We start from the raw sequence: 22,100 nt of genomic DNA on the forward strand, positions 1-22,100 counted from the left end.
ACGAAAGGAAGATCGATGCCTGCGAAAAATTCGGCACTTTTGCAGTCTGACCTGTTCGACGGCTTGGACCAGGCGATCGTGCAGCAACTCGCCGCCACGGCCGAGCTTCGCACCTTCGCTCCCGACGAGCGGATCGTCGCCGAAGGCCAGGAGGCGTCATTCGTCTATTGTGTCATCGGCGGGTTCGTGCGGCTTTCCAAATCGGAATCCGCCGGGCGCGAGGCGGATATCTACGTATGCGAACCGGGAGACACCTTCGGCGAATATCTTCTCTCGGGGGGCGGCTCTTATGCCTACAGCGCGTGGTCTGCCGATGGGGCCGAGGTCGCCTTGTTCGACCTTGCGGACTTGCGGGCACTCGCCGAACGGCACCCCGTCATGCATCGTAACGTCATGCGCATCATGGCCCGATATCTGCTCGGCGCAATGGATTGCATTGCGGGAGACCGGCTGCACACAGCCGCGCAACGCGTTGCGAATTACCTCATGAGCCGATGCCCGGCGTCCGCCTCGCAGGTTACTTTCCGCCTTCCCTATCGGAAGAGGATTCTGGCCGGCAAACTGGGACTTGCCCCCGAGGCCCTTTCGCGAGCCTTTGCCGCGCTCGTCCCCGCAGGGGTCGAAATCAGGGGCAAGGTCGTTCTCGTCGACAGCGTCGATCAGCTTCGCAAGGCATGCTGACCTTCCCATGACAGACACAGGAAATCCGAAATGACGCGCAAGCAGAAGCGGCTGGCGGTGATAGCAGGCGGCATGGGCTTCATCGCCGCCGCCGTGCTGCTGGTCATGTTCGCTTTCAGCCAGTCGGTCGCCTATTTCTACATGCCGGCCGATCTGGCGAAGACGCCGGTGGCGCCGGAAACCCGCATCCGGCTCGGCGGCCTGGTCGGCGAGGGCAGCGTCGTGCGCGGCGCCGGCTCGACGGTGGAATTTGCCGTCACCGACGGCAGCGCCAATGCCGTGAAGGTTCAATATACCGGCATTCTTCCGGATCTCTTCCGCGAAGGCCAGGGCGTCGTCACCGAGGGCATGTTTACATCAGGCACGAATGTCTTCGTTGCCGATACCGTGCTTGCCAAGCATGATGAGACCTATATGCCGAAAGATGTGGCCGACCGGCTGAAGCAGCAGGGGCTGTGGAACGAGGCTCAAGGGGAGGGGCAGTGAGCCCAAGCGACGCAATGAGCGATGCCATCCAATCGTGGACCGGATGTGATGGCTGGCGATCAGGACGTTTGACGAAGATCAAAGCGGTGCAGCCGGTCGGCCTTTAGCATATTCCCCACAATAACCGCGATCAGTGAGGCAGCGACCATGCAGGCAAGGGATATAATGACCACGAAGGTGGTTTCGGTCAGCCCGGCGGTCAGCGTGCGCCATGCGGTTGCGATGATGCTGCAGAACCACGTCAGCGGTCTTCCGGTCGTCGACGATCAGGGACGCGTTTGCGGCATGGTTACGGAGGGCGATCTGCTTCTGCGCCGGGAGGTCCGGCTCACGCCCCGCCCTGCGCGGGCACCGGAGCTCATCTCCGAGATCGATCTCGAACGTTACATCTGCAGCAACGGTTGGTGTGTCAGCGATGTCATGTCGCAGGATGTGATCGTCGCGCGGCCGGACAGCGAAGTGTCCGATATCGCCGAAAGTCTCCAGGCACATCGCATCAAACGCTTGCCGATCGTCGAAGACGGGCGTCTGGTCGGGATCGTCAGCCGGAGGGATATTCTGCGGGTCATCGCCGAAGCGCCGGCGACCGCCTTGCCGCGAGGGGACGAGGCGATCAGACTGGCGGTGCGCACCAGGCTGAGATCCGACCTCGGACTCACCTCTCAACGAGTGCAGGTCTCCGTCAGAAATGGGCAAGTGACCGTTGACGGCCAGGTGGAATCCGAACTCAAGCGCAAGGCCATCAAGGTTCTCGTCGAAGGCTTGGGGGGAATTGCCGGCTATCGGGATCAATTGCACGTATCGGCTGCTCACGGCCAGGATTAAGGCATGGTCGCATTGGCGCGCCGCCGTCGTGCTGGAGTAATTCCAGCAAAGGTGTGCAGCGGTTTGGAAGCGCGTGAAACACGAGATAGGGCATTTCGTGATTCGAAAAACGAGAATGTTCCAACGTGACGAGGAGGCTTGCCGGATCTTCCGGATCGGGCAAGCCATCTGTCAACTTCCCTGCTTGACACGGAAACTCCCGACTCGCGCGCCGACCTTAGCCTGGCCGCCGGTTTCTTCTTTGATTGAAAACAATGAAACCGCGGTTCGATGGATCGCGGCGTGGAATGGGCGGTCGCGGGTCATCTCAGTCTACGACAAAGAAATAAGCACGCCGTCCGCGCGAAGCCGTGTCATGCTTCTCGGCATCACCCTCCCGTGTCGAACTTGACGAAGATCAAATACGCGGACGCCGTCCCGATATATCGCTTGGGCATGCAGAATGGAGCATATGATGGATTTCGAAGCGTTTTTCAAAAACGAACTGGACGGGCTTCATGCCGAGGGCCGGTACCGCGTTTTTGCCGATCTCGAACGTCACCGCGGCAATTTTCCCCGCGCGACGCGCCACACCGCCGATGGCGCAAAGGACGTCACGGTCTGGTGCTCCAACGACTATCTCGGCATGGGCCAGAACCCGAAGGTGATCGAGGCGATGAAGGCCGCCATCGACCACTGTGGCGCGGGTGCGGGAGGCACCCGGAATATTTCTGGCACCAACCACTATCACGTCATGCTCGAACGTGAGCTTGCCGATCTGCACGGCAAGGAATCAGCCCTGATCTTCACCTCGGGCTATGTCTCCAACTGGGCGGCGCTCGGCACACTCGGGGCCAAGATCCCCGGCCTGATCATCTTCTCCGACGCGCTCAACCATGCCTCGATGATCGAGGGCATCCGTTATGCCAAGTGCGACAAGGTGATCTGGAAGCATAATGACGTCGCCGATCTCGAAGCCAAGCTCAAAGCCGCCGATCCGAAGGCGCCGAAGCTGATCGCCTTCGAGAGCGTCTATTCGATGGACGGCGATATCGCCCCGATCAAGGAGATCTGCGATCTCGCCGACAAATACGGGGCGATGACCTATCTCGACGAAGTCCATGGCGTCGGCATGTACGGCCCGCGCGGTGGCGGCATTGCCGAGCGCGAGGGGCTGATGGACCGGCTGACGGTGATCGAGGGCACGCTCGGCAAGGCCTTTGGCGTCATGGGCGGTTATATCGCCGCGTCGGCAGCACTTTGCGATTTCATCCGTTCGTTCGCCTCCGGCTTCATCTTCACCACGGCGCTGCCGCCGGCGCTTGCCGCCGGTGCGGTCGCCTCGATCCAGCACCTGAAGGTCAGCCAGTTCGAGCGCGCCCGCCATCAGGACCGCGTCCGCAAGCTCAGATCGCTGCTCGACCAGAACGGCATTCCGCATATGCCCAATCCGAGCCATATCGTGCCGGTGCTGGTCGGCGATGCGGCCAAGTGCAAGTGGATCTCCGACCTGCTGCTCGACAATTGCGGCGTCTATGTCCAGCCGATCAACTATCCCACCGTGCCGAAGAAGACCGAGCGGCTGCGCATCACGCCGACACCGCTGCATTCCGACGCCGATATCGCCCATCTGGTCGAGGCGCTGCATTCGCTCTGGTCGCGTTGTGCGCTCGCAAGGCACGTCGCCTGAGAATACAGGGCAAGACGCGGAATATGATCATGGCCGAAGTACAGGCATGAAGTCCGCCCGAAGCGCCGCACTCGGTGTTTGCCGGCTCTTTCTATAGGTCGCTACTTCGATGAAAAAACAGGACTATTCCGCTTCCAGCAGAAGAGCTGTGGCGAGATAGCCCATGCTTATCGTGCTCGCGAAAAGATAGATGAACAGACCCTGGGCGATGTAGTTCTGAAATTCCCCTGCCGCGGAGCCGAAGGGCAAAAAGCCGTTCTGCCACACCAGGAGCCCGACAACGCATCCAATTGCGAAGCCCGTGGCCAGTCGAGTGAGCATGAAGCTGATCATGCGAGGCATGGAGAAACCTCAAGTTTGACTGAAATAAACGGCAGGCAACGCAGAATGTTCCAGCCGAAAGTGATCCTAATCAACGACCCGTCAGGCCGGCCGTGTCAGGAACGCAGGAACCGAAGGACTTATAACCGTGCATCTTCTTCCTTTTGCGGCGAGCGTTTTCACGCTTCTCATTTTGCCCGGACCAACCAATGCGATATTGGCGATCGCATCTCAGGGGCTGACGTCCAGGCGGGCGATCATGCTTCTTGCAACGGTCGTCTTCGCCTATCTTGCGATTGTTCTTTCGGTCTCAGCTCTGGCCGCTCCCATTCTCCGTGATCATCCCGCGATTTCGCAGGCCGTCAAACTTGCTTCGGCGACTTGGGTTTTCTACCTCGCGCTCCGGCTCTGGGGTGTCGGATCGAGCCCTGTGACGGTCGTAAGAATACGGCAGCTGGCCATAACTACCCTGTTGAATCCCAAGGGGTTCATCATCGGGCTGACAATAATCCCTCCCGCGCAGCAGGCATCATCGATAGCCGTTGTCGCCGTTCTCGCATCCATGGTGCTTCTCACCTCGGCCGTCTGGCTATCGATGGGCAGGATCGTGCTGGGAGACGAAAAGCAGATACCCTTGTTTGCCCGGCGATGTAGTTCCGCAGCACTCTTCGTGTTCTCCGCTGCGCTCACCGTCAGCGCATTTTGAGGGGAGGAAACTCGCTGAGGGTTGCGCTATGCTTGGTTAGAGAAGACTTCATCGGCGTGCGGATTGGAACGCCATGCTGACGAGAGGCTTGTTGGTGCGGGGGCCTCTCTGCTTCACCTAGACGGCGAAAATCATTCGCACGGAGACGTGCTGCAATGTTGCGTCCAGTTCCATAATGCAGATTACGCCACATCTCTGTAGCCGCAGGGGTACATTCTATTTCCAAGTGCGACATGCCAATAGAAACAATGGCTTCCCTTTGGAGATTTGGCATGTCCCGATGCTATACGCAGCTTGCTCTCGCCGACCGACGACGCCTACATCAGCTGGTGGCGGCAAAAATTCCCGTCAACGAAATGGCACGTCAGCTTGGCCGCCATCGTTCGACGATTTACCGCGAGATCAAGCGCAACACGTTTCGCGATCGTGAGCTGCCGGACTACGACGGCTACTACAGCACGGTAGCTCACGATATCTCTAAGGAACGGCGACGCCGGCTGAGAAAGCTGCGGCGGTACCCGAATTTACGCACGGAGATCATCAGCCAGTTGGAGGCACGCTGGTCTCCGGAGCAGATCGCCGGGCGCCTGTTGTTGGAGGGGCACAGCCTCGTCCGCGTCTGTAAAGAGACAATCTATCGCTTCATTTACAGCAAGGAAGATTATGGGTTTGGTCTCTATCAGTATCTACCGGAAGCGCGTCGCAAACGTCGTCCACTGCGCTCCAGGAAGCCGCGCGACGGTGTGTTTCCAGCCTCGCACCGCATATCCCAACGTCCTGTTTTTATTGGAGATAGATCGCAGTTTGGACATTGGGACATTGGGAGGGCGACCTCCTCATCTTTGAGCGTCCACTCGGCCATGCCAATGTCACCTCCCTCGTGGAGCGCAAGAGCCGCTACACCGTTCTCATCAAGAATCCGAGCCGGCATTCTCGCCCGATCATGGACAAGATCATCAGAGCTTCTTCTCCTTTGCCGGCCTTTGCGCGTCAAAGCTTCACCTTTGATCGCGGTACCGAGTTTGCGGGATTCCGGGCTTTGGAAGAAGGGATCGGCGCGCGGAACTGGTTTTGCGACCCAAGCGCGCCATGGCAAAAAGGAACCGTCGAGAACACCAACAAGCGCATTCGACGTTTTCTGCCAGGCACCACAGACCTGACAATTGTGTCACAACGCGACCTTCTCCATCTCACGCGCCATATCAACGATCAACCGCGCAAATGCCTCGGATACAGGACACCAACCGAGGTGTTCATGGCGCATTTGCAAGAGGGAGGCTGATCCCCTACCCTCTAAGACAGGCATGATGCACTTGGATTAGATTCTCCAACCGCAAAGCTGAAGTGTCCTGTTTCTGCAAAGTTGGAATGTCACTCTCCTGCCGTTTTGCTGACGTGGGAGATAAGCGGATGGGACTGATGGCGATGAGCGAACGTGATGTGCGGCGGATCGAGATTCTATCGAAGGTGATCGCCGCATGACGCTGGTGTCGGCGGCGCATGTGCTTGCTCTGAGCGAGCGCCAGGTACGCCGTCTGCTGGAGCGGATCCGAACTGACGGTGCGGCGTCGATCCGGCACAAGGCGATTGGCCGACCGTCGAACAACCGGATCAGCTGACTTTGGAGCCGGTGCGCGGCCGCCAGGCCGAACTTATCTCAGCCTCGAAGAGATCGGCGGCATAGTCGCGCATGAACTCGAAGGCATTGCGGCGTTCGAGAAACATGATGCCTTCGGCGAGCTCGACGCTCTTGACCTCCGAGCCGTCCTGCTCCCGCTGCCCGGCGTGTTGCGCTTCCTCGTTTCGCTGAAGCTCGCGCTGGATGCGTTCGCCGGCCCGGTGGAAGAGGTTAACCGCCGACCAGAGCAGGTCTTCGAGATCGGGCTCCAGCCGCGTATCGCCGAGCATTTCGAACAGGGCGTCAAAGATCGCGGTCAGCGCCGACTGAACGACGGGCTCTTCCGGGAGTGGCCGCGGATCGGGCTCCTTCTGGAAAGGGCGATGGCTAACCCTTTCCAGCATTATGGATAATTACGGCTCTGACGCGTAGCGGCGTCAAGGAGACGGTGGATCTTCTGGTGAGACGTGGGATGTTGGACGAGACGAGCGTCAAGAATTCGATGAGGCGCGGAACGGCGCGCGTGTTCGAGATTTCGGAGGCGCTTCTGAAGAAGCTAAGTTTGTTCGGCGCCGGATGAGCAACAGATTTAAGTGACGGATTTCAATCCTATGCCCTCGGATCCAGCGGCTGTGGCCGCTCTCCTGATTGCGAAGCCAGGACGCCTTTTTGGTGTCGTGGGCATGGTCAGCTCTGCTAGATCTGCTGTTGCAATTCCGGCAGCGCGTCGAAGAGATCGGCGACCAGACCGTAGTCGGCGACCTGGAAGATCGGCGCCTCCTCGTCCTTGTTGATGGCGACGATGACCTTCGAATCCTTCATCCCGGCCAGATGCTGGATGGCGCCGGAGATGCCGGCGGCGATATAAAGATCAGGCGCCACCACCTTGCCGGTCTGGCCGACCTGCCAGTCGTTCGGGGCATAACCGGCATCGACGGCCGCACGGCTGGCACCGACGGCAGCTCCGAGCTTGTCGGCCAGCGGCAGGATGACTTCGCGGAACTTCTCCGCCGATCCGAGCGCCCGGCCACCGGAGAGGATGATCTTCGCCGAGGTCAGCTCCGGACGGTCGGAGGCCGACAGCGCATCCTTGACGAACGTCGACAGACCGGGATCGGAAACCGCGGGGATGACCTCGACCGCGGCGGAGCCGCCTTCTGCTCCGGAAGCAAACGAGGCGGTGCGCACGGTGATGACCTTCTTGGCATCGCTTGCCTGCACCGTCTGGATGGCATTGCCGGCATAGATCGGCCGCTTGAAGGTATCGGATGAGACGACTTCGACGATCTCCGAGACCTGGGCGACATCGAGCAGGGCGGCGACGCGCGGCAGCACGTTCTTGCCGACCGAGGTGGCGGCCGAGATGATCGTGTCGTAGCTGCCGGCGAGCGAGACGATCAGCTCGGAGAGCGGCTCGGCCAGATTGTTGGCGAGCGCATCGCTTTCGGCCAAGAGCACCTTGGCGACGCCGGAGAGTTTGGCCGCCTGTTCGGCCGCAGCCTTGGCGCCCTTGCCGGCGACCAGCACATGGACATCGCTTGCCTGTTCCTTGGCGATCTGGCTTGCGGCCGTCAGTGCCTTGGCGGTCTGGTCGGAAAGGCTCGAATTGTCGTGATCGGCCAGAAGAAGAATGGTCATGATAATTTACTCCTGTTCCTGCCCGATTACAGCACGCCGGCTTCGTTCTTCAGCTTGTCGACCAGCTCGGCCACCGACTTGACCTTGACGCCGGCCTTGCGGCCGGATGGCTCCTCGGTCTTCAGCACCTTCAGCCGCGGCGTCGTGGAGACGCCGAAATCGGCCGGAGCTTGTCTGTCGAGCGGCTTCTTCTTCGCCTTCATGATGTTCGGCAGCGAGGCATAACGCGGCTCGTTCAAACGCAGATCCGAGGTGACCACCGCCGGCAGCTTGATCTCGATCGTCTGCAGGCCGCCGTCGACTTCGCGGGTCACGGTCGCTTTGCCGTCCCCGATCTCGATCTTCGAGGCGAAGGTCGCCTGGGCCGAACCCAGCAATGCCGCCAGCATCTGGCCGGTCTGATTGGAATCGTCGTCGATCGCCTGCTTGCCGACGATGACAAGCCCCGGCTGCTCGGCATCGGCGACACCCTTGAGGATCTTGGCGACGGCGAGCGGCTCGACTTGATCGTCGGTCTCGACCAGGATCGCCCGATCAGCGCCCATGGCAAGCGCCGTCCTCAGCGTCTCCTCGGCCTTGGCGGGGCCGATCGACACCACCACCACTTCCTCGGCCTTGCCGGCTTCCTTCAGCCGCAGCGCCTCTTCCACCGCGATCTCGTCGAACGGGTTCATCGACATCTTCACATTGGCAAGCTCGACACCCGTGCCATCCGGACGAACCCGGATCTTTACGTTGTAGTCGACAACCCGTTTGACGGGCACGAGAATCTTCATGGCGGGATCTCCTCAGGCAAAAGTATAGGCGGTCTTGATGGTGGTGTAGAACTCGGCGGCATAGCGGCCCTGTTCCCGCGAGCCGCAAGAAGAGCCCTTGCGCCCGCCGAAGGGCACGTGGAAATCGACACCGGCTATCGGCAAGTTCACCATCACCATCTCCGCTTCGGAATTGCGCTTGAAATGCGTGGCGTGCTTGAGGCTCGTCGTGGCAATGCCGGAGACAGTCCGAAGTTGGTGTCATTGGCGGTGGCCAGAGATTCCTCATAGTTCCTAACGCGGATGACCGTAGCGACTGGGCCGAAGACTTCCTCGCGCGCGAACGCATGGCGTTCGTCGCCTCGGTAAAGAGTGCCGGTTGCAGATAGAAGCCTGGGTTCTCGCGCTCGAGCCGTTCTCCGCCGAAAGCGAGACTGGCGCCTTGGTTTGACGACGGGTGGCGCCAGACCGGGCGAGGGTTCGTCCAATAGGATCAATTCCGGGCGGACCATCATGGCGCGTGCGATCGCGAGTATCTGCCGCTCACCGCCCGACATAGTGTCGGCGGTCTGGTTTTGTTGTTTCTGGAGGCGCGGGAACAGATCGTGCATCGGTGTTCGATCATCCTCGAAACTGGCCATGCCGATCGGTGTCGTCCCCATCGTCAGGTTCTCCTCAAAGCTCATTCCTGGTCGATCTGAACACGTACTTTAAAGGGCCCAGCTCATCGTGTCGGGATTGGTTCGTCAGCTCCATAGTCATAGAAACCGCGACCAGTTTTGCGCCCCAGCCAGCCTGCCTCGACATATTTGATGAGGAGCGGGCACGGCCGGTATTTCGGATCGGCAAATCCATCGTTCAGGACGCCCATGATCGATAGGCAGGTGTCCAGCCCGATGAAGTCCGCGAGCTCGAGCGGCCCCATCGGATGGTTGGCGCCGAGTTTCATGCTTAAGTCGATGTCGCGGACAGATCCCACGCCTTCGTAGAGCACGTAGACAGCCTCGTTGATCATTGGAATGAGCACGCGGTTCACGATGAATGCCGGAAAGTCCGCCGCGCTCACCGGTGTCTTGCCGAGCCGTTCGACAACCGAAAGCACCGTGTGAAACGTGTCGTCGCTGGTGGCGATGCCGCGGATCAGCTCCACCAACTGCATCACCGGAACCGGATTCATGAAATGCAATCCCATGAAGCGTTCAGGATGAGCCGTCCTCCCGGCAAGTTTGGTAATGGAGATCGACGATGTGTTCGAGGTCAAAATCGCATCCCGCCTTACATGCGGCTTCAGCGATTCGAAAATTGTCAGTTTTAGAGCTTCCTGTTCGGTTGCTGCTTCGATCACAAGATCGCTCGATCCGAATTCCTCGATTTTCTGCGTCGTTCGAATGCGCGCCAGTGCCGCCCTCTTCGCGTCCGACGTGATCTTGCCGCGAGCCACCTGTCTATCGACATTGGTCTCGATGTAGGCGAGTGCTTCGGTTAGCTTTTGAGCGTGCTGGTCCATAAGGAGAACGTCGAAGCCCGCGACAGCGAAAACCTGAGCGATGCCGGATCCCATCTGCCCGGCCCCGATGATGCCCACCGCGTGTACGGTCATATCGTCCCCTCTTCTGCATCTGATCGAGGAAAGTGACATGCCGTGTCGCCAAGGATCGGCGCCGCTCGTTCGAGTGAGAGCGCGCTCCGTGAAAAAAGGATGGGAGTCCGAAGACCGGGGAGGCCCTCCGGCTCGATCTGCAAGCCCCGCGCCCGGACTTGAGGATCGTTCAACGCTTCCCCGACCGTGTTGATCGGTCCGCCCGGAACGCCGGCATGCTCAAGAGCCGCAATGAGCTCGGTTTTCGCCCGCGACTTTGTGGCTTCGGCAATGGCCTCACAGAGCGCGATCCGATTCGTGACGCGGGCTGCATTGGACACATAGGCGGGGTCGCTTGAATAGCCGCCCAGTCCCAGCACATCGCAAAGCGCGGTAAACTGCCGGTCGTTGCCGCAGGCTATGATGATATGGCCATCGGCGGCCGGGAAGACCTGGTAAGGCACGATGTTCGGATGCGCGTTTCCCAATCTGCGTGGCAAATTATTGCCGGCGAGATAGTTCATGGCCTGATTGGCGAGCACGGCAACGCCCGTATCCATCAGCGACAGGTCGATCTGCTGCCCTCTGCCGGAGCGCTCACGTTCAACGAGCGCTGCCTGGATTCCAATGACGCCATAGAGACCGGTGAAGATGTCGATCCAGGCGACACCGACCTTCTGGGGCTCCCTCTCCGGCTCGCCGGTAAGGTCCATAATGCCGCACATCCCCTGGATAAGGAAGTCGTAGCCGGGATGGCTTGCCCGTGGTCCGGTCTGGCCGAAGCCTGTTACGGACGCATAGACAATACGCGGATTGAGCTTCGCCACACTCTCATAGTCGAGACCAAACTTCTTCAGACCCCCAACTCTGAAGTTTTCGACCAGGACATCGGCCTCGGCGATAAGGTCCTTGAGCTTTTCCAGATCGGCGGCGACGGCAAAATCGCAAACGATCGAGCGTTTGCCACGATTGGCGGCATGGAAGTATGCGGCTACTTTCTCCGTGCCACCCTTGCCGTCCGGCCTATTGATGAAAGGTGGCCCCCAGGAACGAGTATCATCGCCCTGCGGGCTTTCCACCTTGATCACGTCCGCGCCAAGATCGGCCAGCGTCTGGCCGATCCATGGTCCTGCAAGGATGCGGGCCAGTTCTATTACCTTCAGTCCGGCAAGTGCGGTGGTCTTGCGGTCGGCCATTAGAAAAATGCCTGCAACCCGGTCTGCGCCCGTCCGAGGATCAGTGCATGGACATCGTGCGTTCCCTCATAAGTATTGACCGTTTCCAGGTTCTGCGCATGCCGCATGACATGGTATTCGATCTGAATGCCGTTGCCGCCATGCATGTCACGGGCCTGACGAGCGACATCAAGCGCCTTGCCGCAATTGTTGCGCTTGACGATCGAAATCATTTCCGGGGCGAACTTGTGTTGGTCCATGAGGCGGCCCACGCGAAGCGAACCTTGAAGTCCGAGCACGATCTCGGTCTGCATGTCGGCGAGCTTCTTCTGGAAAAGCTGGGTAGCGGCGAGCGGCCTTCCGAACTGGACGCGATCAAGGCCATATTGGCGGGAGCGGAACCAGCAGTCTTCTGCCGCGCCCAGCACACCCCAGGAAATACCGTAGCGGGCGCGGTTGAGGCAACCGAAGGGGCCGGCGAGGCCGGAGACACCAGGCAGCAATGCCTCTTCCCCGACTTCGACACCGTCGAGCACGATCTCGCCAGTGATGGAGGCGCGTAGCGACAGCTTGCCGCCTATCTTTGGCGCCGATAGGCCCTTCATACCCCTCTCGAGGATGAAGCCGCGGATTTTGCCGTCATGCGCTTCCGACTTCGCCCAGACGATGAAGACGTCGGCAATCGGCGCGTTGGAGATCCACATCTTGGACCCGCGCAGGCGGTAGCCACCTTCGATCTTCTCGGCGCGGGTCTTCATGCCGCCGGGGTCGGAGCCAGCATCCGGCTCGGTCAGGCCGAAGCAGCCGATCAGTTCGCCCGCGACGAGGCCCGGCAGATACTTGTCCTTCTGCTCTTGCGAGCCGTAGGCGAAGATCGGGTACATGACGAGCGAGGACTGCACACTCATCATCGACCGATAGCCGGAATCGATGCGCTCAACCTCGCGTGCAACTAGGCCATAGGCGATGTAGTTGGCATCCGCTGCACCGTATTTCTCCGGCAGCGTTACACCGAGCAGGCCGGCCCTGCCCATGAGGCGAAAGAGTTCTGGATCGGTCTTCTCTTCAAGATAAGCATCCTGCACGCGCGGCAGAAGCTCGCTTTCGGCGAAGGCGGCGGCCGAGTCACGGATCATCCGCTCCTCGCCGGAAAGTTGATCGTCCAGCAGGAAGGGGTCGTTCCAAATAAAGGGATCAGCTTTCTGGGTATGAGATTGATTGGAGGGATGAGCGTTGGCCAAGGAGATCTCCATCAAGTGCGGAACGCACGGTAGCAATACCTATTCAGATAATGCTTGCCTCGTCCGCTGAATAACGGCATTTTTCCCTACGATGATGTATAAAAAGCATAGGTTCTCATGCGGTCACGACGTTTCGTTCCGTCCGTCAGCTTGCTTTCCGCCTTCGAGGCAGTGCTGCGAACCGGTTCGACGTCGGCCGCAGCCCGGGATCTGGACCTTACCCAAAGCACAGTGAGCCGGCTCCTTCAAAATCTGGAACTGCAACTGGGGCGACCATTATTCGAGCGCTACCGGCAAAAGCTTATTCCGACCGAAGCAGCAATTGCCTATGGCACGGATATTGCGCGGGCACTGGACTTGATCCAACGGGCCAGCATGGAGTTCACGACCAATCCAGGCGGAGGCACCCTTTCTCTCGCGATACTGCCAGCGTTTGGAACTCGCTGGCTTGCGCCTCGGCTCGGGGAATTTCTGACGGATCATCCCGGAATCACGGTCAATCTTGCGACCCGTCTTAGGAGATTCAATTTCGATTCCGAGAGCTTCGACGCTGCGATCCATTTCGGTACCAACGACTGGCGCGATGCCGCTCACCTGAAGCTTTTTGATGAAAGACTCACTGCTTGCATTTCGCCGGCCCTAGCGGCAAAGCGTCCGATCGAGAGCGTCAAAGATGTCGCTGGTTATCACCTCCTTCAGTTGGAGACCCGTCCGAACGCTTGGAAGACGTGGTTCGGGGCTCAGGAGGCCGACGTTCCGCAGCTGACAGGGATGCTGTTCGACCAGTTTGGCACCATGACCCAGGCGGCGATTTCAGGTTTGGGAGTTGCGTTGCTTCCGGACTATCTCGCTGACGTAGAGATAAAAGAGGGCCGCCTCGTTCCCATCTTGAAAAGGTCAGTAGCGGGTTCGGGCGCATACTGGCTCGTTTGGCCACGGTCGCGTGCGACTTACCCGCCTCTAAATGCCTTCAGAGAGTGGCTGGAAGGTCTGTTGGTGGAAGTAGAATTGCAGAGATATGAATAGGCTTGATGCTCAGCGCTCGTGTGACCGCGATCATGTCGAATTCGCCGGCTATCGGAGCGGAATCGCGCCAGACGCCATGGTTGCCCTCCTGCCATTCTTCCAGTGCTTCCGGCTTCAGGATCTTCGCACAAGTCTTCTCTGCAATCTGTGCTTGGGGTGTGTGCCGATGTCGCTATAGATCGGCTGCGATACTCATATCGAAGCTGACCAAACAGATCTTCGCCGTCTCGCCGCTGATCGAGTGCACCGACGACGGAGATCTTCAAATCCTCTACCGTCGCCGGGAGCCGCAGCGGCGCTAGCTGAACCTCGTGCAGTCGGCCTGAATCACAGAGGCGAGGTTCTGCAGCAGTTGAAAGGATCTGAACCGGCGACGCCTGATTCAAATGAGCTAAGGGTTTGAAAAACCGACCTTCGAGGCAGAACGCCTATTATGGAACTTAATGGTGGCCGGAGATCTGCCGAGGAACGCCCCAGAATGGCCGCGACGCACTGTTCCATCTGTTGTCCGTCGCCAGCTTCACGCCTGTCGTCGCGAAAGATATTGCTGCAGGTCGTCTGGTCGAACTGGAACCCGACAGTTGGGAGGGATCCGACAAGATGCCGAGCTTTCCCCTTGTCATTGCCCATCAGAAGGACCGTGCGCTCGGACCAGCAGGTCGGTGGCTCGTTGAGCAGTTTTCTTCCCCATAGTGCAGCAAGCCAAAAGTTACGGCACGCACGTTGCCGCAGTGTTGAAGCTTCCGCACAAGGATAAAAGCGGTTCAGTGGTTCACTCCGCAAGCGCGCGCTTATAGGTTTCTGAGGGTAGTTCTCCATATCGAGCGCAATAATCAGCCGCCATTCGCCCAAAGTGTGTGAAACCCCACTTCAAGGCTGTTTCCTGCACTTCCATTTCGGGTTGACCAGTCTTGAGATCTTGATGCATCGCTTCGAGCCTCAAATACCGGAGATAGGCCATGGGGGTTGTCATTTTAAATTGCTGAAATCCAATTTGAAGACCCCGTCCACTGACACCGCTTTCAGCGGCAATTTTTTGTAGCGTCAAAGGCTCCCCTATATTCGCCCTCATGAACTCGATCGCTCTTTTCACGTGTCGCGGCAAAGCCGGTGTATTACGTCCCAGCCATGGTGAAAAACGGTGCGGCAACGCTTCGAGGATCAGACTGACGAGCGCTTCAGTGAGGTTTTTTCGAGCCACCGGCGCGCTTCTGAGTGGCCCGCCGTCGCAAAGGCCAGCTCGCAATGCGGCGGCGATACGCCTTACCTCCCGACCGGGGCCGTCCACCAGGTCAATCTGCGGGCGAAAATCAAGACTTCCGGAAACCGGGATAGAGAGCAAATTGCTTAACCGGCTTCTCAAAAAAACCTCTTCAATGGTCAAAAAAAGGTGTCCCCGCGGGCCGGCGAAGTCAGCGCCTTGATTGATCTTGCCGTCGAGGATGGCACCTTGGGTCGATGATGTCGGGATCTCGAGGCCATTGGCTATGAAGCGGGTACCTCCGTAACGTGGCAGGAAGATTTGAAACCGGTTGCTCAAGCCTTCGCGTTTGATTTGGCATGTACCGTCATAGCGGCAGAACCCGATCACAATTCCGTCGGCTTTGACATACTCGAACCGAAAGGAAAAACGGTCCCTATCGTTCGATTGTGCTGTTATCCTGACATCATCAGTCGACAGAGCAGCCGACAGTTCTGCGGGATCGCGTCCTTCAGCAACAATGCAGTCGGTTGGGTTTGTTCGGATCATCTTCGTCCCTGCTTTGCCGGTCAGAACGAGCGGCCCGCCAGCTTCAGGCTTCGACACTGCCTGGGTTCGGAGCAGCGATACATGGTTTGCATGGGCAATTTCAACAGTGTCTGAAAGGAACCGGTATCACTTCGGACCAGTCGGCGCCGCCAAGCACCACCAGCCTTGAAGACCAGCAGTGCTGTTGATCTTCGCCCCCTGACCAATCGGATATCGACCCTGCGGGTCTCTGGAACAGAAGCGATTGTGCCCCACCCGGTGCTGCTTACCCACTGATCATATCGTCCGCCACCGCCACGATCGTTCGTCATCGTCCGCTTGGAGCCCTTGTATCGAACCCTCCCCGAGAGATGGCGAAGCTGGAATCCGATTTGCGAAACAATGTGTAGTTTGACCTTTTGATGAAACGCCTCATTAACCGTCCCCAGCGAATTGTCGTCCATGTGAACGGCTCGTGACGAGCACGAGTGCCGGAGAGGTAACCAGGTCGCCCAAATGATTTGCAGCGACTCATTGAATCAGGATTTTCAACAGGAAACATGTGGTCCTCATCCAGTTTCGAGGTAACTTGATGAGTTCTTGGTTTCCGTTGCCCGCCAAAAGCAACGCGTCGCGCGACTCCGAAATACGGAATGTATTCTTCGGGATGCCGATGCCGAGCCAAATGAAAAGAATTGTGAAACATGAATATCTTCAAGAGAAATCTTTCGTTTGAACAGCAGGTTTCAGATATCATCTTTGAAAATTCCCCGGATGCCTACTTCGTTGTAGAGGGCCATAAATTTGTTCACTGCAACAAAGCCGCAGAAACAATTCTGGCTATGCCGAGAGAAAAAATAATTGGCCTCGGCCCCGCGGATTTCTCTCCAAAAGAACAGCCGGACGGCAGGGATCCGGTAGCAGCTGTCGCGGAAAACACCGAACTTGCACTCAAGAACGGATGGACCCGTTTCGAATGGCTCCACCAACGAGCTGACGGTACTCCCCTGCCCGTTGTCGTCACGCTTTTTTTTGCGACCATCGAAGGTCGCAATTGTGTGGTCTCCTTTTGGCAAGATATGCGGGAAGTTGCAAAACTACGCCAGGCCGAGAAGGCTGCGCGCGAAACAGAACAGCAGCAGATTGCGGATCGTCAAGCGGCTTTTACCCGCATCGCGAAAGCCTTGCACCGTTTGGCGACGGGCGACCTATCGTGCGCGATCGGCGATCGGATGCCGCCGGAATTCGATCCTCTCCGTAGGGACTTCAATACGACCGTCAAAGAGCTTGCATCAATAGTAGAACGGCTGAGTACCAACTCACAAACTGTTTGGGCAGCGTCCGAGGAGATCCGAAACGGCTCCGATCAGATGTCGTTGTCGATCCAAAAGCATGCCGCGTATGTCGAAGAAACAGCTGCAGCACTTGAGGAGGTTGCAACTACGGCTGCGATGGCCGAACGCCGTGCTGCTCAAGCGGGAGAACTTGTTCGTGATTTGTCGGCGAATGCCGGCCAGTCCAGCCGGATCGCGGAGAGTGCGATCGCTGCGATGCGCGATATCGAGAGTTCCTCCACGGGGATCAACAATATTCTAGGAGTCATTGATTCCATCGCGTTCCAGACCAATCTGCTTGCGCTGAACGCCGGCGTGGAGGCGGCCAGGGCCGGCGATGCGGGCAAGGGTTTTGCTGTGGTCGCTCAGGAGGTGCGTGAACTGGCGCAAAAATCTGCGAGCGCGGCCAAGGAGGTCAAGGGGTTGGTATTGCGGTCGAGTGGTCATGTGCAAAAAGGCGTGGACTTGGTTCAGGAAACGAAAGGAACCTTGGAGAAGATCGTTTTGAGTTTTCGGGAAATCAATTCGCATGTCGACGCCATCGCCACCTCGACACGAGAGCAATCGATTGCTGTCACCAGCATCAAGGATGCGGTGAGCAATATCGACAGGGCGACCCAGGACAATGTAGCAAAGGTGGAGGAAGCTGCGGCTGTGGCTCATGATCTTGCTGCGCAGGCCGATATCCTAAATTCGCTAGCAGCCCACTTCACCTTGGACAATGCGAGACCGCATATTAGACTCGCTGCAAATTCCTGAGGCCCAACAAAAATTAGCGAGCGACAGCTTCCGACAGGGTCGCCTCACACGAGGTGGTTTGTCATTCGATACCGGTGTCTTCATCGTCTCGAAAGGGTTGTTCACTGAGGCGGCTTCCCACACCAAACTGGGAAACCCTCGAAAGTGATTTGGTCCCCGATAGAGGCAAATGGCAGCGCTAGAATGAACCGCATTCAAACGAACAACCGTTCATTAACGTAACCCGGCAAGGCACTGACAAGAGGACGGCAACGTCGTCGAAGGGCAACAAAATTATGTCAAGCAATGTAGCAGTAGTTACCGGTGCCAGTCGTGGTTTGGGACGCGGCATCGCAAGAGCACTCGGAGGTAAGGGCTTGATAGTTTATATCACCGGCCGGAACCTGGAGGAGCTTGGTCATGCGGCCGAAGAAATCAATTCCAAGGGCGGCAAAGGCGTTGCTGTCCAATGTGACCATGCAGACGACTCACAGGTCAAGGCCTTGTTGGAGCGTGTAGGAAAGGAGGCTGGCAGACTGGATGTTCTCGTAAATAATGCTGCAGCCGTGGACCTTAGGGCACTGCCTGCTCCCGGTGGATTTTGGGAGAAACCGCTTGGCCTTGCTGACATGATCACGGTCGGCCTGCGGTCCAACTACGTGGCTTCCTATTTCGCAGCCCCTCTTATGATCGAGACTGGCAAAAGTCTGATGGCGCATATCTCGTTTTACGGCGCCGTGTCATACCACTACGGGCCAGCCTATGGCGCGGCAAAGGCTGGCACTGACAAAATGAATTTCGACATGGCAATTGACTTGCGGCGACACGGGGTGTCGTCCGTATCGATTTGGCCGGGGCTAATCCTGTCTGACATGCTCAGGGCGATTCCGAAGGAAAATCTCCCCGCTAAGTTGGCTGCAGATCTTCCGAACTTTGAAACACCGGAATTTACTGGACTGGTCATCGAGCGCCTCTGGCGTGACCCAGATCTGATGGAACGATCAGGTGAAGCATTTATCTCCGCTCAACTCGGAATGGAGTTCGGCATAAGGGATCTGGATGGGAAGCAACCTCGGCTCTACCCGGAACTGGGAAGCCCTTCGGGCCGCTTTGTTAAACCAAGCGCAGCACCTTAAACCGACGGTTAGGCGCTGCCACGAAGGCGGACGGCGAAGCGATCGTAAGCGTCCGGTCAGGCCATTTCTGACGGAACTTGCAGGTTCCACGGCAGGAGTTCGTCGATCCGGTTGATGGGATGATCGGCGATGCGGGTGAGGACCTCCCGCAGGTAGGTTTCCGGATCGAGGCCGTTGAGCTTTGCGGTCTCGATCAACGACAGGATTGCAGCGGCGTGTTCGCCGCCTTTGTCTGATCCCGCAAACAGCCAGTTCTTGCGGCCGAGCGCAATTGGCCGGATCGCCCGTTCCGCCGCATTGTTATCGATCTCGATGGTGCCGTCTTCAAGGAAGCGGCAAAGCGATTTCCAGCGGGAAAGTGCGTATCGGATCGCTTCCGCTGTCCCGGATTTTTGCGGCAGGCGTTTGAGATTGCCATCCAGCCATAGCCGCAAGGCTTCGGCCTTGGGAGTGCTGCTATGTTGCCGCACAGCTTTCCGCACATCTGGCGGCTCACTACGAATGGCCTTTTCGATGTCGTAGAGTTCGCCGATCCGCCGCAGGGCCTCCTCTGCAATCGGCGCTTTACCCGACGTCGTCAGATCGAAGAACTTGCGTCTTGCATGCGCCCAGCAGGCGGCTTCCAGGATGGTCGGTGGGCCGCCTGGCTTGCGTGGTTCGTAGAGGTCTCGGAAGCCTGCATAGCCGTCGGCATGCAGCACGCCGGAGAAGGTGGCCAGATGCTGCCTGGGATGCAGTCCTCTACGATCCGGACTGAAGAAGTAGCAGACTGCAGGTGGGATCGTGTCACCGTAGGGACGGCCGTCGCGAACATAAGTCCACAACCGCCCGGTCCTGGTCTTGCCCTTGCCAGGCTCCAGAACCGGAACAGGCGTGTCGTCACCATGAAGTCGATGGCCAGCGAACACATGGTCCCGAAGCTTCACCAGCAGCGGCTCCAGCAATGTGCTGGCCTTGCCGATCCAGTCGGCCATGGTCGAGCGGGAAAGATCGACGCCTTCCCGCGCGTAAATCTCGGATTGGCGATAGAGAGGCAGATGATCGCAATATTTGGCGATCAGCACATGGGCGACGAGACCTGGCCCCGGCTTGCCGCGTTCGATGGGCAGCGACGGCATCTCGGCCCGGACCAGCGTGTCGCAGCCCTTGCAGGTGAAGCGGGGCTGGATATGGCGCACGACACGGAACGAGGCCGGGACATAATCGAGAACCTCGCTGACACTCTCGCCAGCGCGGATGAAGTCTGAGCCGCCACAGACCGGGCATGAGCAAGTCGCCTGGTGCGTCACGTCATGGCGTGGCAGATGATCGGGGAATGGCTGGCGGCTCGGTTTGGCTTTGGCCGCACCGGCAATTGATGGTGATGCCGAGATGATGGCTTCCGCCTCGGCCGCCTCGATATCTTCCAACGCCAGTTCGAGCTGTTCGATGGCGCGGTCCATCTTCTCGGACGACGAGCCGAACCGTGCCCGTTTGAGAACCGCAAGCTGCGCCTTCAACTTGTCGATCAGCGTGTCGCGGGATTGAAGCTTTCGAGCCTGTTCAGCCAGTTGATCGGCCTGCGCGGCGATGATGGCACGCAACGCATCGACGTCGTCAGGCAGGATCGAAGGGCTCGCTTCCATGCCAAACTTTATAGCCGATTTGCCCTCAGATTGCCACTTATCTATCTGTAAAGATTGGCATCTGCTTTACGCAACCCGTGTCGGCGCAGAGGTCCAGGCGGGTCGCCGCCAGTCAATACCCTCCCACAGCATCGACAACTGCGCCGCCGTCAGCCGGGCCGTGCCATCGGTCGCGGAAGGCCAAGGAAAGCGGCCCTTCTCCAGGACCTTGTAGTAGAGGCAGAACCCCTGGCCATCCCAGAACAGCAGCTTGATGCGATCACCACGACGCCCTCGAAACGCAAACACTGAACCCGACGCGGGCTTCTGGCGAAGTGACGACTGCACCAGCGCCATCAGGCCATCGATCCCCTTGCGCATGTCCGTCACACCGCAGGCGAGATAGACGCGCACATTTGCGCCGGGCGCGATCATGCGTCTTCAACCGAGCGGATCAGCGCCTTCAGGACGTCAGGCGCAATGTTGGCCTCGACCTTCAAGACGCGGCCACCCTTGCAACCAATCTCGATCCGCATGGGACGTGCCGACCGCTTTCCTGCAGGTTTGTCCGTCGGAGTTGGATGCTCAGCTTCGTCGCTCGCTCCAGTGGCCATCAGTGCGACCGGTAGAAAAGAAACCATCGGCTCAGCCTGCTCCGCCGCGAACTTCCGACGCCAGGTATAAATCTGCTGCGGTTTGATATCGTGCCGACGCGCTACGTCGGCGATCCTGGCATCCGGGTCTGCCGCTTCTTGCAATATCGAAAGCTTCTCGTCGTCAGACCAGTCGCGGCGACGTTCGACGCCTGTCAAAATCTCCATGCGGCCCATAGTTCATCCTTGATGACGTCTCTAATGACGGAATTAGTGGCGTAACTTCAGGTGTTCGCGGGAAATCTCAAAGACGGTGTCACCGGACGCTTACAAGCGATCAGCCTGCCGGTCTTTTGGTCGAGAGCCTTGGTGGCGAGCGTTTCAGTGGGGTGGAGGAAGCCTGCTGATGTCGGTAACTGCGCACCCGCCACGTCGCTCTGTTCGCAGCGGACAATCATGATATCGCGCGCCGCTATTGGAATCGCACGGATCTGACAGGCGCGGCCTCCGTGCATCGTTTCCTTAAAGGATTCGAGCCATCGACTGCCGATTCCCATCCCACGTCGACATAACCGTTGATTTATGGAACGGGTCTCGCGGACGTGCCAAACTGTGGCTGGCACATAGGCTTGATCGACAGTAGGCCTTCCGCCGAGACAACGGGAACGATGTTGGTGTAATTATCCATTGTTTGGATGTCCGGCAAATCGAGCCCATGACCGGCGGCCGTAACGACCATCACGTCCGCGCCTGCCGCGCGTCCCGCTTTGACGCCAGCTTCAACATCCTCAAAAACAAGACAATTCGCAGCCCGAAATCCTAGCCGCTTCGCCCCGAGAAGAAAACATTGGGGGTCTGGTTTTCCGATTGCGACATCTTCCCCGGTCACGATAACGCGAGGTATGGCTAGCCCGGCGGCTTCAAGTCGCCTTTGCGCGAGCTGTTTTGAAGCAGATGTGACAATCGCCCAACGATCATCAGGAAGCGCAGCTAAGAACTCTGCGGCTCCCGCGATCGCGACGACCCCTTCAACATCCTCGATCTCGGCTTTGGTGATGTTTGCCGCTTCAATCTCCGGGTCCAAACCGGGGAGTTCCAGCCGACGAATAGTGTCGATCGCTCTTTGCCCATGCATTGTTGGCAAGAACGCAACTGGATCGAGGCCTTGGCGATGCGCCCACGCACCCCAAACTCGCTCGGCAGCGGCTATGGAAGTCAGAAGCGTCCCGTCCATATCAAAAAGAAA

19 protein-coding genes and 6 pseudogenes are annotated in these 22,100 nt (G+C 58.5%); 11 read left to right on the plus strand and 14 right to left on the minus strand.

What is annotated here, in order from left to right; translation table 11 throughout:
* The first annotated feature begins 15 nt into the window (after nucleotides 1-15).
* The 4 genes from CO666_RS11330 (at nucleotide 16) to hemA (ending at nucleotide 3,661) form a co-directional block, all read left to right on the plus strand.
* Nucleotides 16-681, plus strand: coding sequence for a Crp/Fnr family transcriptional regulator (locus CO666_RS11330; protein ID WP_097612151.1), 666 nt, complete (start codon nucleotides 16-18; stop codon nucleotides 679-681).
* Nucleotides 682-711: 30 nt separating this feature from the next.
* On the plus strand, nucleotides 712-1,167 hold the full coding sequence (gene ccmE, locus CO666_RS11335) for a cytochrome c maturation protein CcmE (RefSeq protein WP_097612152.1): 456 nt from the start codon (nucleotides 712-714) through the stop codon (nucleotides 1,165-1,167).
* Between the two features lie 147 nt (nucleotides 1,168-1,314).
* Nucleotides 1,315-1,992 carry a CBS domain-containing protein gene (locus CO666_RS11340; protein ID WP_097612153.1) on the plus strand — a complete coding sequence of 226 codons (678 nt, stop codon included), beginning with the start codon at nucleotides 1,315-1,317 and terminating at the stop codon, nucleotides 1,990-1,992.
* Between the two features lie 454 nt (nucleotides 1,993-2,446).
* Nucleotides 2,447-3,661, plus strand: coding sequence for a 5-aminolevulinate synthase (gene hemA, locus CO666_RS11345; RefSeq protein ID WP_097612154.1), 1,215 nt, complete (start codon nucleotides 2,447-2,449; stop codon nucleotides 3,659-3,661).
* Nucleotides 3,662-3,784: 123 nt separating this feature from the next.
* Here the strand turns inward: hemA and CO666_RS11350 are convergent, their stop codons facing one another.
* A complete protein-coding gene (locus CO666_RS11350) occupies nucleotides 3,785-4,003 on the minus strand; it encodes a hypothetical protein (RefSeq protein ID WP_097612155.1) in 219 nt (72 codons plus the stop codon).
* Nucleotides 4,004-4,130: 127 nt separating this feature from the next.
* On the opposite strand from CO666_RS11350, the gene CO666_RS11355 reads away from it, so the two are divergent.
* From CO666_RS11355 to CO666_RS11365, 3 genes and pseudogenes are all read left to right on the plus strand, one after another.
* Nucleotides 4,131-4,688: a threonine transporter RhtB gene (locus tag CO666_RS11355; protein ID WP_097612156.1), complete on the plus strand. Its 558-nt coding sequence runs from the start codon at nucleotides 4,131-4,133 to the stop codon at nucleotides 4,686-4,688.
* 272 nt (nucleotides 4,689-4,960) lie between these two features.
* Nucleotides 4,961-5,970, plus strand: a pseudogene (locus tag CO666_RS11360) (IS30 family transposase).
* Nucleotides 5,971-6,098: 128 nt separating this feature from the next.
* Nucleotides 6,099-6,304: pseudogene (locus CO666_RS11365) on the plus strand (helix-turn-helix domain-containing protein); the annotation flags it as partial.
* Here CO666_RS11365 and CO666_RS11370 read toward each other — a convergent pair.
* Nucleotides 6,303-6,692: pseudogene (locus tag CO666_RS11370) on the minus strand (hypothetical protein); the annotation flags it as partial. The pseudogenes CO666_RS11365 and CO666_RS11370 sit on opposite strands and share 2 nt — an antisense overlap.
* 1 nt (nucleotide 6,693) lies before the next feature.
* On the opposite strand from CO666_RS11370, the pseudogene CO666_RS34530 reads away from it, so the two are divergent.
* Nucleotides 6,694-6,886 (plus strand): annotated as a pseudogene (locus CO666_RS34530) (MarR family transcriptional regulator); the annotation flags it as partial.
* Nucleotides 6,887-7,002: 116 nt separating this feature from the next.
* Here CO666_RS34530 and CO666_RS11380 read toward each other — a convergent pair.
* The 7 genes and pseudogenes from CO666_RS11380 to CO666_RS11410 form a co-directional block, all read right to left on the minus strand.
* Nucleotides 7,003-7,944: an electron transfer flavoprotein subunit alpha/FixB family protein gene (locus CO666_RS11380; RefSeq protein ID WP_097612157.1), complete on the minus strand. Its 942-nt coding sequence runs from the start codon at nucleotides 7,942-7,944 to the stop codon at nucleotides 7,003-7,005.
* A gap of 26 nt (nucleotides 7,945-7,970) precedes the next feature.
* Nucleotides 7,971-8,720 carry an electron transfer flavoprotein subunit beta/FixA family protein gene (locus CO666_RS11385; protein ID WP_097612158.1) on the minus strand — a complete coding sequence of 250 codons (750 nt, stop codon included), beginning with the start codon at nucleotides 8,718-8,720 and terminating at the stop codon, nucleotides 7,971-7,973.
* Between the two features lie 12 nt (nucleotides 8,721-8,732).
* Nucleotides 8,733-9,144 (minus strand): annotated as a pseudogene (locus tag CO666_RS11390) (aldehyde dehydrogenase family protein); the annotation flags it as partial.
* A 40-nt stretch (nucleotides 9,145-9,184) separates the two neighbouring features.
* Nucleotides 9,185-9,385: pseudogene (locus tag CO666_RS35020) on the minus strand (ATP-binding cassette domain-containing protein); the annotation flags it as partial.
* Nucleotides 9,386-9,423: 38 nt separating this feature from the next.
* The gene (locus CO666_RS11400; RefSeq protein WP_097612159.1) at nucleotides 9,424-10,299 is read right to left on the minus strand and encodes a 3-hydroxybutyryl-CoA dehydrogenase; all 876 of its coding nucleotides are present in this window, start codon (nucleotides 10,297-10,299) and stop codon (nucleotides 9,424-9,426) included.
* Nucleotides 10,296-11,474: a CaiB/BaiF CoA transferase family protein gene (locus CO666_RS11405; protein WP_097612160.1), complete on the minus strand. Its 1,179-nt coding sequence runs from the start codon at nucleotides 11,472-11,474 to the stop codon at nucleotides 10,296-10,298. Before CO666_RS11405 ends, CO666_RS11400 begins: the two co-directional genes overlap by 4 nt.
* Nucleotides 11,474-12,589: an acyl-CoA dehydrogenase gene (locus CO666_RS11410; protein WP_245436780.1), complete on the minus strand. Its 1,116-nt coding sequence runs from the start codon at nucleotides 12,587-12,589 to the stop codon at nucleotides 11,474-11,476. Before CO666_RS11410 ends, CO666_RS11405 begins: the two co-directional genes overlap by 1 nt.
* A 222-nt stretch (nucleotides 12,590-12,811) precedes the next feature.
* Between CO666_RS11410 and CO666_RS11415 the strand changes: the two genes are divergently transcribed.
* The gene (locus tag CO666_RS11415; RefSeq protein ID WP_097612162.1) at nucleotides 12,812-13,720 is read left to right on the plus strand and encodes a LysR family transcriptional regulator; all 909 of its coding nucleotides are present in this window, start codon (nucleotides 12,812-12,814) and stop codon (nucleotides 13,718-13,720) included.
* Between the two features lie 772 nt (nucleotides 13,721-14,492).
* Here the strand turns inward: CO666_RS11415 and CO666_RS11425 are convergent.
* The gene (locus tag CO666_RS11425; RefSeq protein WP_143540284.1) at nucleotides 14,493-15,527 is read right to left on the minus strand and encodes an AraC family transcriptional regulator; all 1,035 of its coding nucleotides are present in this window, start codon (nucleotides 15,525-15,527) and stop codon (nucleotides 14,493-14,495) included.
* Nucleotides 15,528-16,153: 626 nt separating this feature from the next.
* On the opposite strand from CO666_RS11425, the gene CO666_RS11430 reads away from it, so the two are divergent.
* Nucleotides 16,154-17,542, plus strand: a complete 1,389-nt coding sequence (locus CO666_RS11430) for a methyl-accepting chemotaxis protein (RefSeq protein ID WP_097612165.1) — start codon at nucleotides 16,154-16,156, stop codon at nucleotides 17,540-17,542.
* Between the two features lie 275 nt (nucleotides 17,543-17,817).
* Entirely contained in the window at nucleotides 17,818-18,657 is an 840-nt protein-coding gene (locus tag CO666_RS11435) for an SDR family NAD(P)-dependent oxidoreductase (protein WP_097612166.1), read from the plus strand.
* Nucleotides 18,658-18,713: 56 nt separating this feature from the next.
* On the opposite strand, the gene tnpC is transcribed toward CO666_RS11435, so the two are convergent.
* From tnpC to CO666_RS11460, 4 genes are all read right to left on the minus strand, one after another.
* Nucleotides 18,714-20,282, minus strand: coding sequence for an IS66 family transposase (gene tnpC, locus CO666_RS11440; protein ID WP_097612167.1), 1,569 nt, complete (start codon nucleotides 20,280-20,282; stop codon nucleotides 18,714-18,716).
* A 66-nt stretch (nucleotides 20,283-20,348) separates the two neighbouring features.
* Nucleotides 20,349-20,696 (minus strand): IS66 family insertion sequence element accessory protein TnpB, encoded by a 348-nt coding sequence (tnpB, locus tag CO666_RS11445; protein WP_081177312.1) that lies wholly within the window; start codon nucleotides 20,694-20,696, stop codon nucleotides 20,349-20,351.
* Nucleotides 20,693-21,091 (minus strand): IS66-like element accessory protein TnpA, encoded by a 399-nt coding sequence (gene tnpA, locus CO666_RS11450; protein ID WP_097612168.1) that lies wholly within the window; start codon nucleotides 21,089-21,091, stop codon nucleotides 20,693-20,695. Before tnpA ends, tnpB begins: the two co-directional genes overlap by 4 nt.
* A 343-nt stretch (nucleotides 21,092-21,434) precedes the next feature.
* Nucleotides 21,435-22,088, minus strand: coding sequence for an HAD-IA family hydrolase (locus CO666_RS11460; protein ID WP_097612170.1), 654 nt, complete (start codon nucleotides 22,086-22,088; stop codon nucleotides 21,435-21,437).
* Between the last annotated feature and the right edge of the window lie 12 nt (nucleotides 22,089-22,100).

Origin of the sequence: Rhizobium chutanense (genome assembly GCF_002531935.1) — a bacterium.
Classification (GTDB): Bacteria; Pseudomonadota; Alphaproteobacteria; order Rhizobiales; family Rhizobiaceae; genus Rhizobium; species Rhizobium chutanense.

Bases quoted from the DNA above. Each gene is read 5' to 3' on its own strand.
- CO666_RS11410 (WP_245436780.1), bottom strand. From the start codon at position 12,589: ATGATCCGTGACTCGGCCGCCGCCTTCGCCGAAAGCGAGCTTCTGCCG.
- CO666_RS11380 (WP_097612157.1), bottom strand. From the start codon at position 7,944: ATGACCATTCTTCTTCTGGCCGATCACGACAATTCGAGCCTTTCCGAC.
- CO666_RS11350 (WP_097612155.1), bottom strand. From the start codon at position 4,003: ATGCCTCGCATGATCAGCTTCATGCTCACTCGACTGGCCACGGGCTTC.
- ccmE (WP_097612152.1), top strand. From the start codon at position 712: ATGACGCGCAAGCAGAAGCGGCTGGCGGTGATAGCAGGCGGCATGGGC.
- CO666_RS11330 (WP_097612151.1), top strand. From the start codon at position 16: ATGCCTGCGAAAAATTCGGCACTTTTGCAGTCTGACCTGTTCGACGGC.
- tnpC (WP_097612167.1), bottom strand. From the start codon at position 20,282: ATGGAAGCGAGCCCTTCGATCCTGCCTGACGACGTCGATGCGTTGCGT.
- CO666_RS11385 (WP_097612158.1), bottom strand. From the start codon at position 8,720: ATGAAGATTCTCGTGCCCGTCAAACGGGTTGTCGACTACAACGTAAAG.
- CO666_RS11400 (WP_097612159.1), bottom strand. From the start codon at position 10,299: ATGACCGTACACGCGGTGGGCATCATCGGGGCCGGGCAGATGGGATCC.
- CO666_RS11435 (WP_097612166.1), top strand. From the start codon at position 17,818: ATGTCAAGCAATGTAGCAGTAGTTACCGGTGCCAGTCGTGGTTTGGGA.
- tnpB (WP_081177312.1), bottom strand. From the start codon at position 20,696: ATGATCGCGCCCGGCGCAAATGTGCGCGTCTATCTCGCCTGCGGTGTG.
- CO666_RS11415 (WP_097612162.1), top strand. From the start codon at position 12,812: ATGCGGTCACGACGTTTCGTTCCGTCCGTCAGCTTGCTTTCCGCCTTC.
- CO666_RS11340 (WP_097612153.1), top strand. From the start codon at position 1,315: ATGCAGGCAAGGGATATAATGACCACGAAGGTGGTTTCGGTCAGCCCG.
- tnpA (WP_097612168.1), bottom strand. From the start codon at position 21,091: ATGGGCCGCATGGAGATTTTGACAGGCGTCGAACGTCGCCGCGACTGG.
- CO666_RS11460 (WP_097612170.1), bottom strand. From the start codon at position 22,088: ATGGACGGGACGCTTCTGACTTCCATAGCCGCTGCCGAGCGAGTTTGG.
- hemA (WP_097612154.1), top strand. From the start codon at position 2,447: ATGGATTTCGAAGCGTTTTTCAAAAACGAACTGGACGGGCTTCATGCC.
- CO666_RS11430 (WP_097612165.1), top strand. From the start codon at position 16,154: ATGAATATCTTCAAGAGAAATCTTTCGTTTGAACAGCAGGTTTCAGAT.
- CO666_RS11405 (WP_097612160.1), bottom strand. From the start codon at position 11,474: ATGGCCGACCGCAAGACCACCGCACTTGCCGGACTGAAGGTAATAGAA.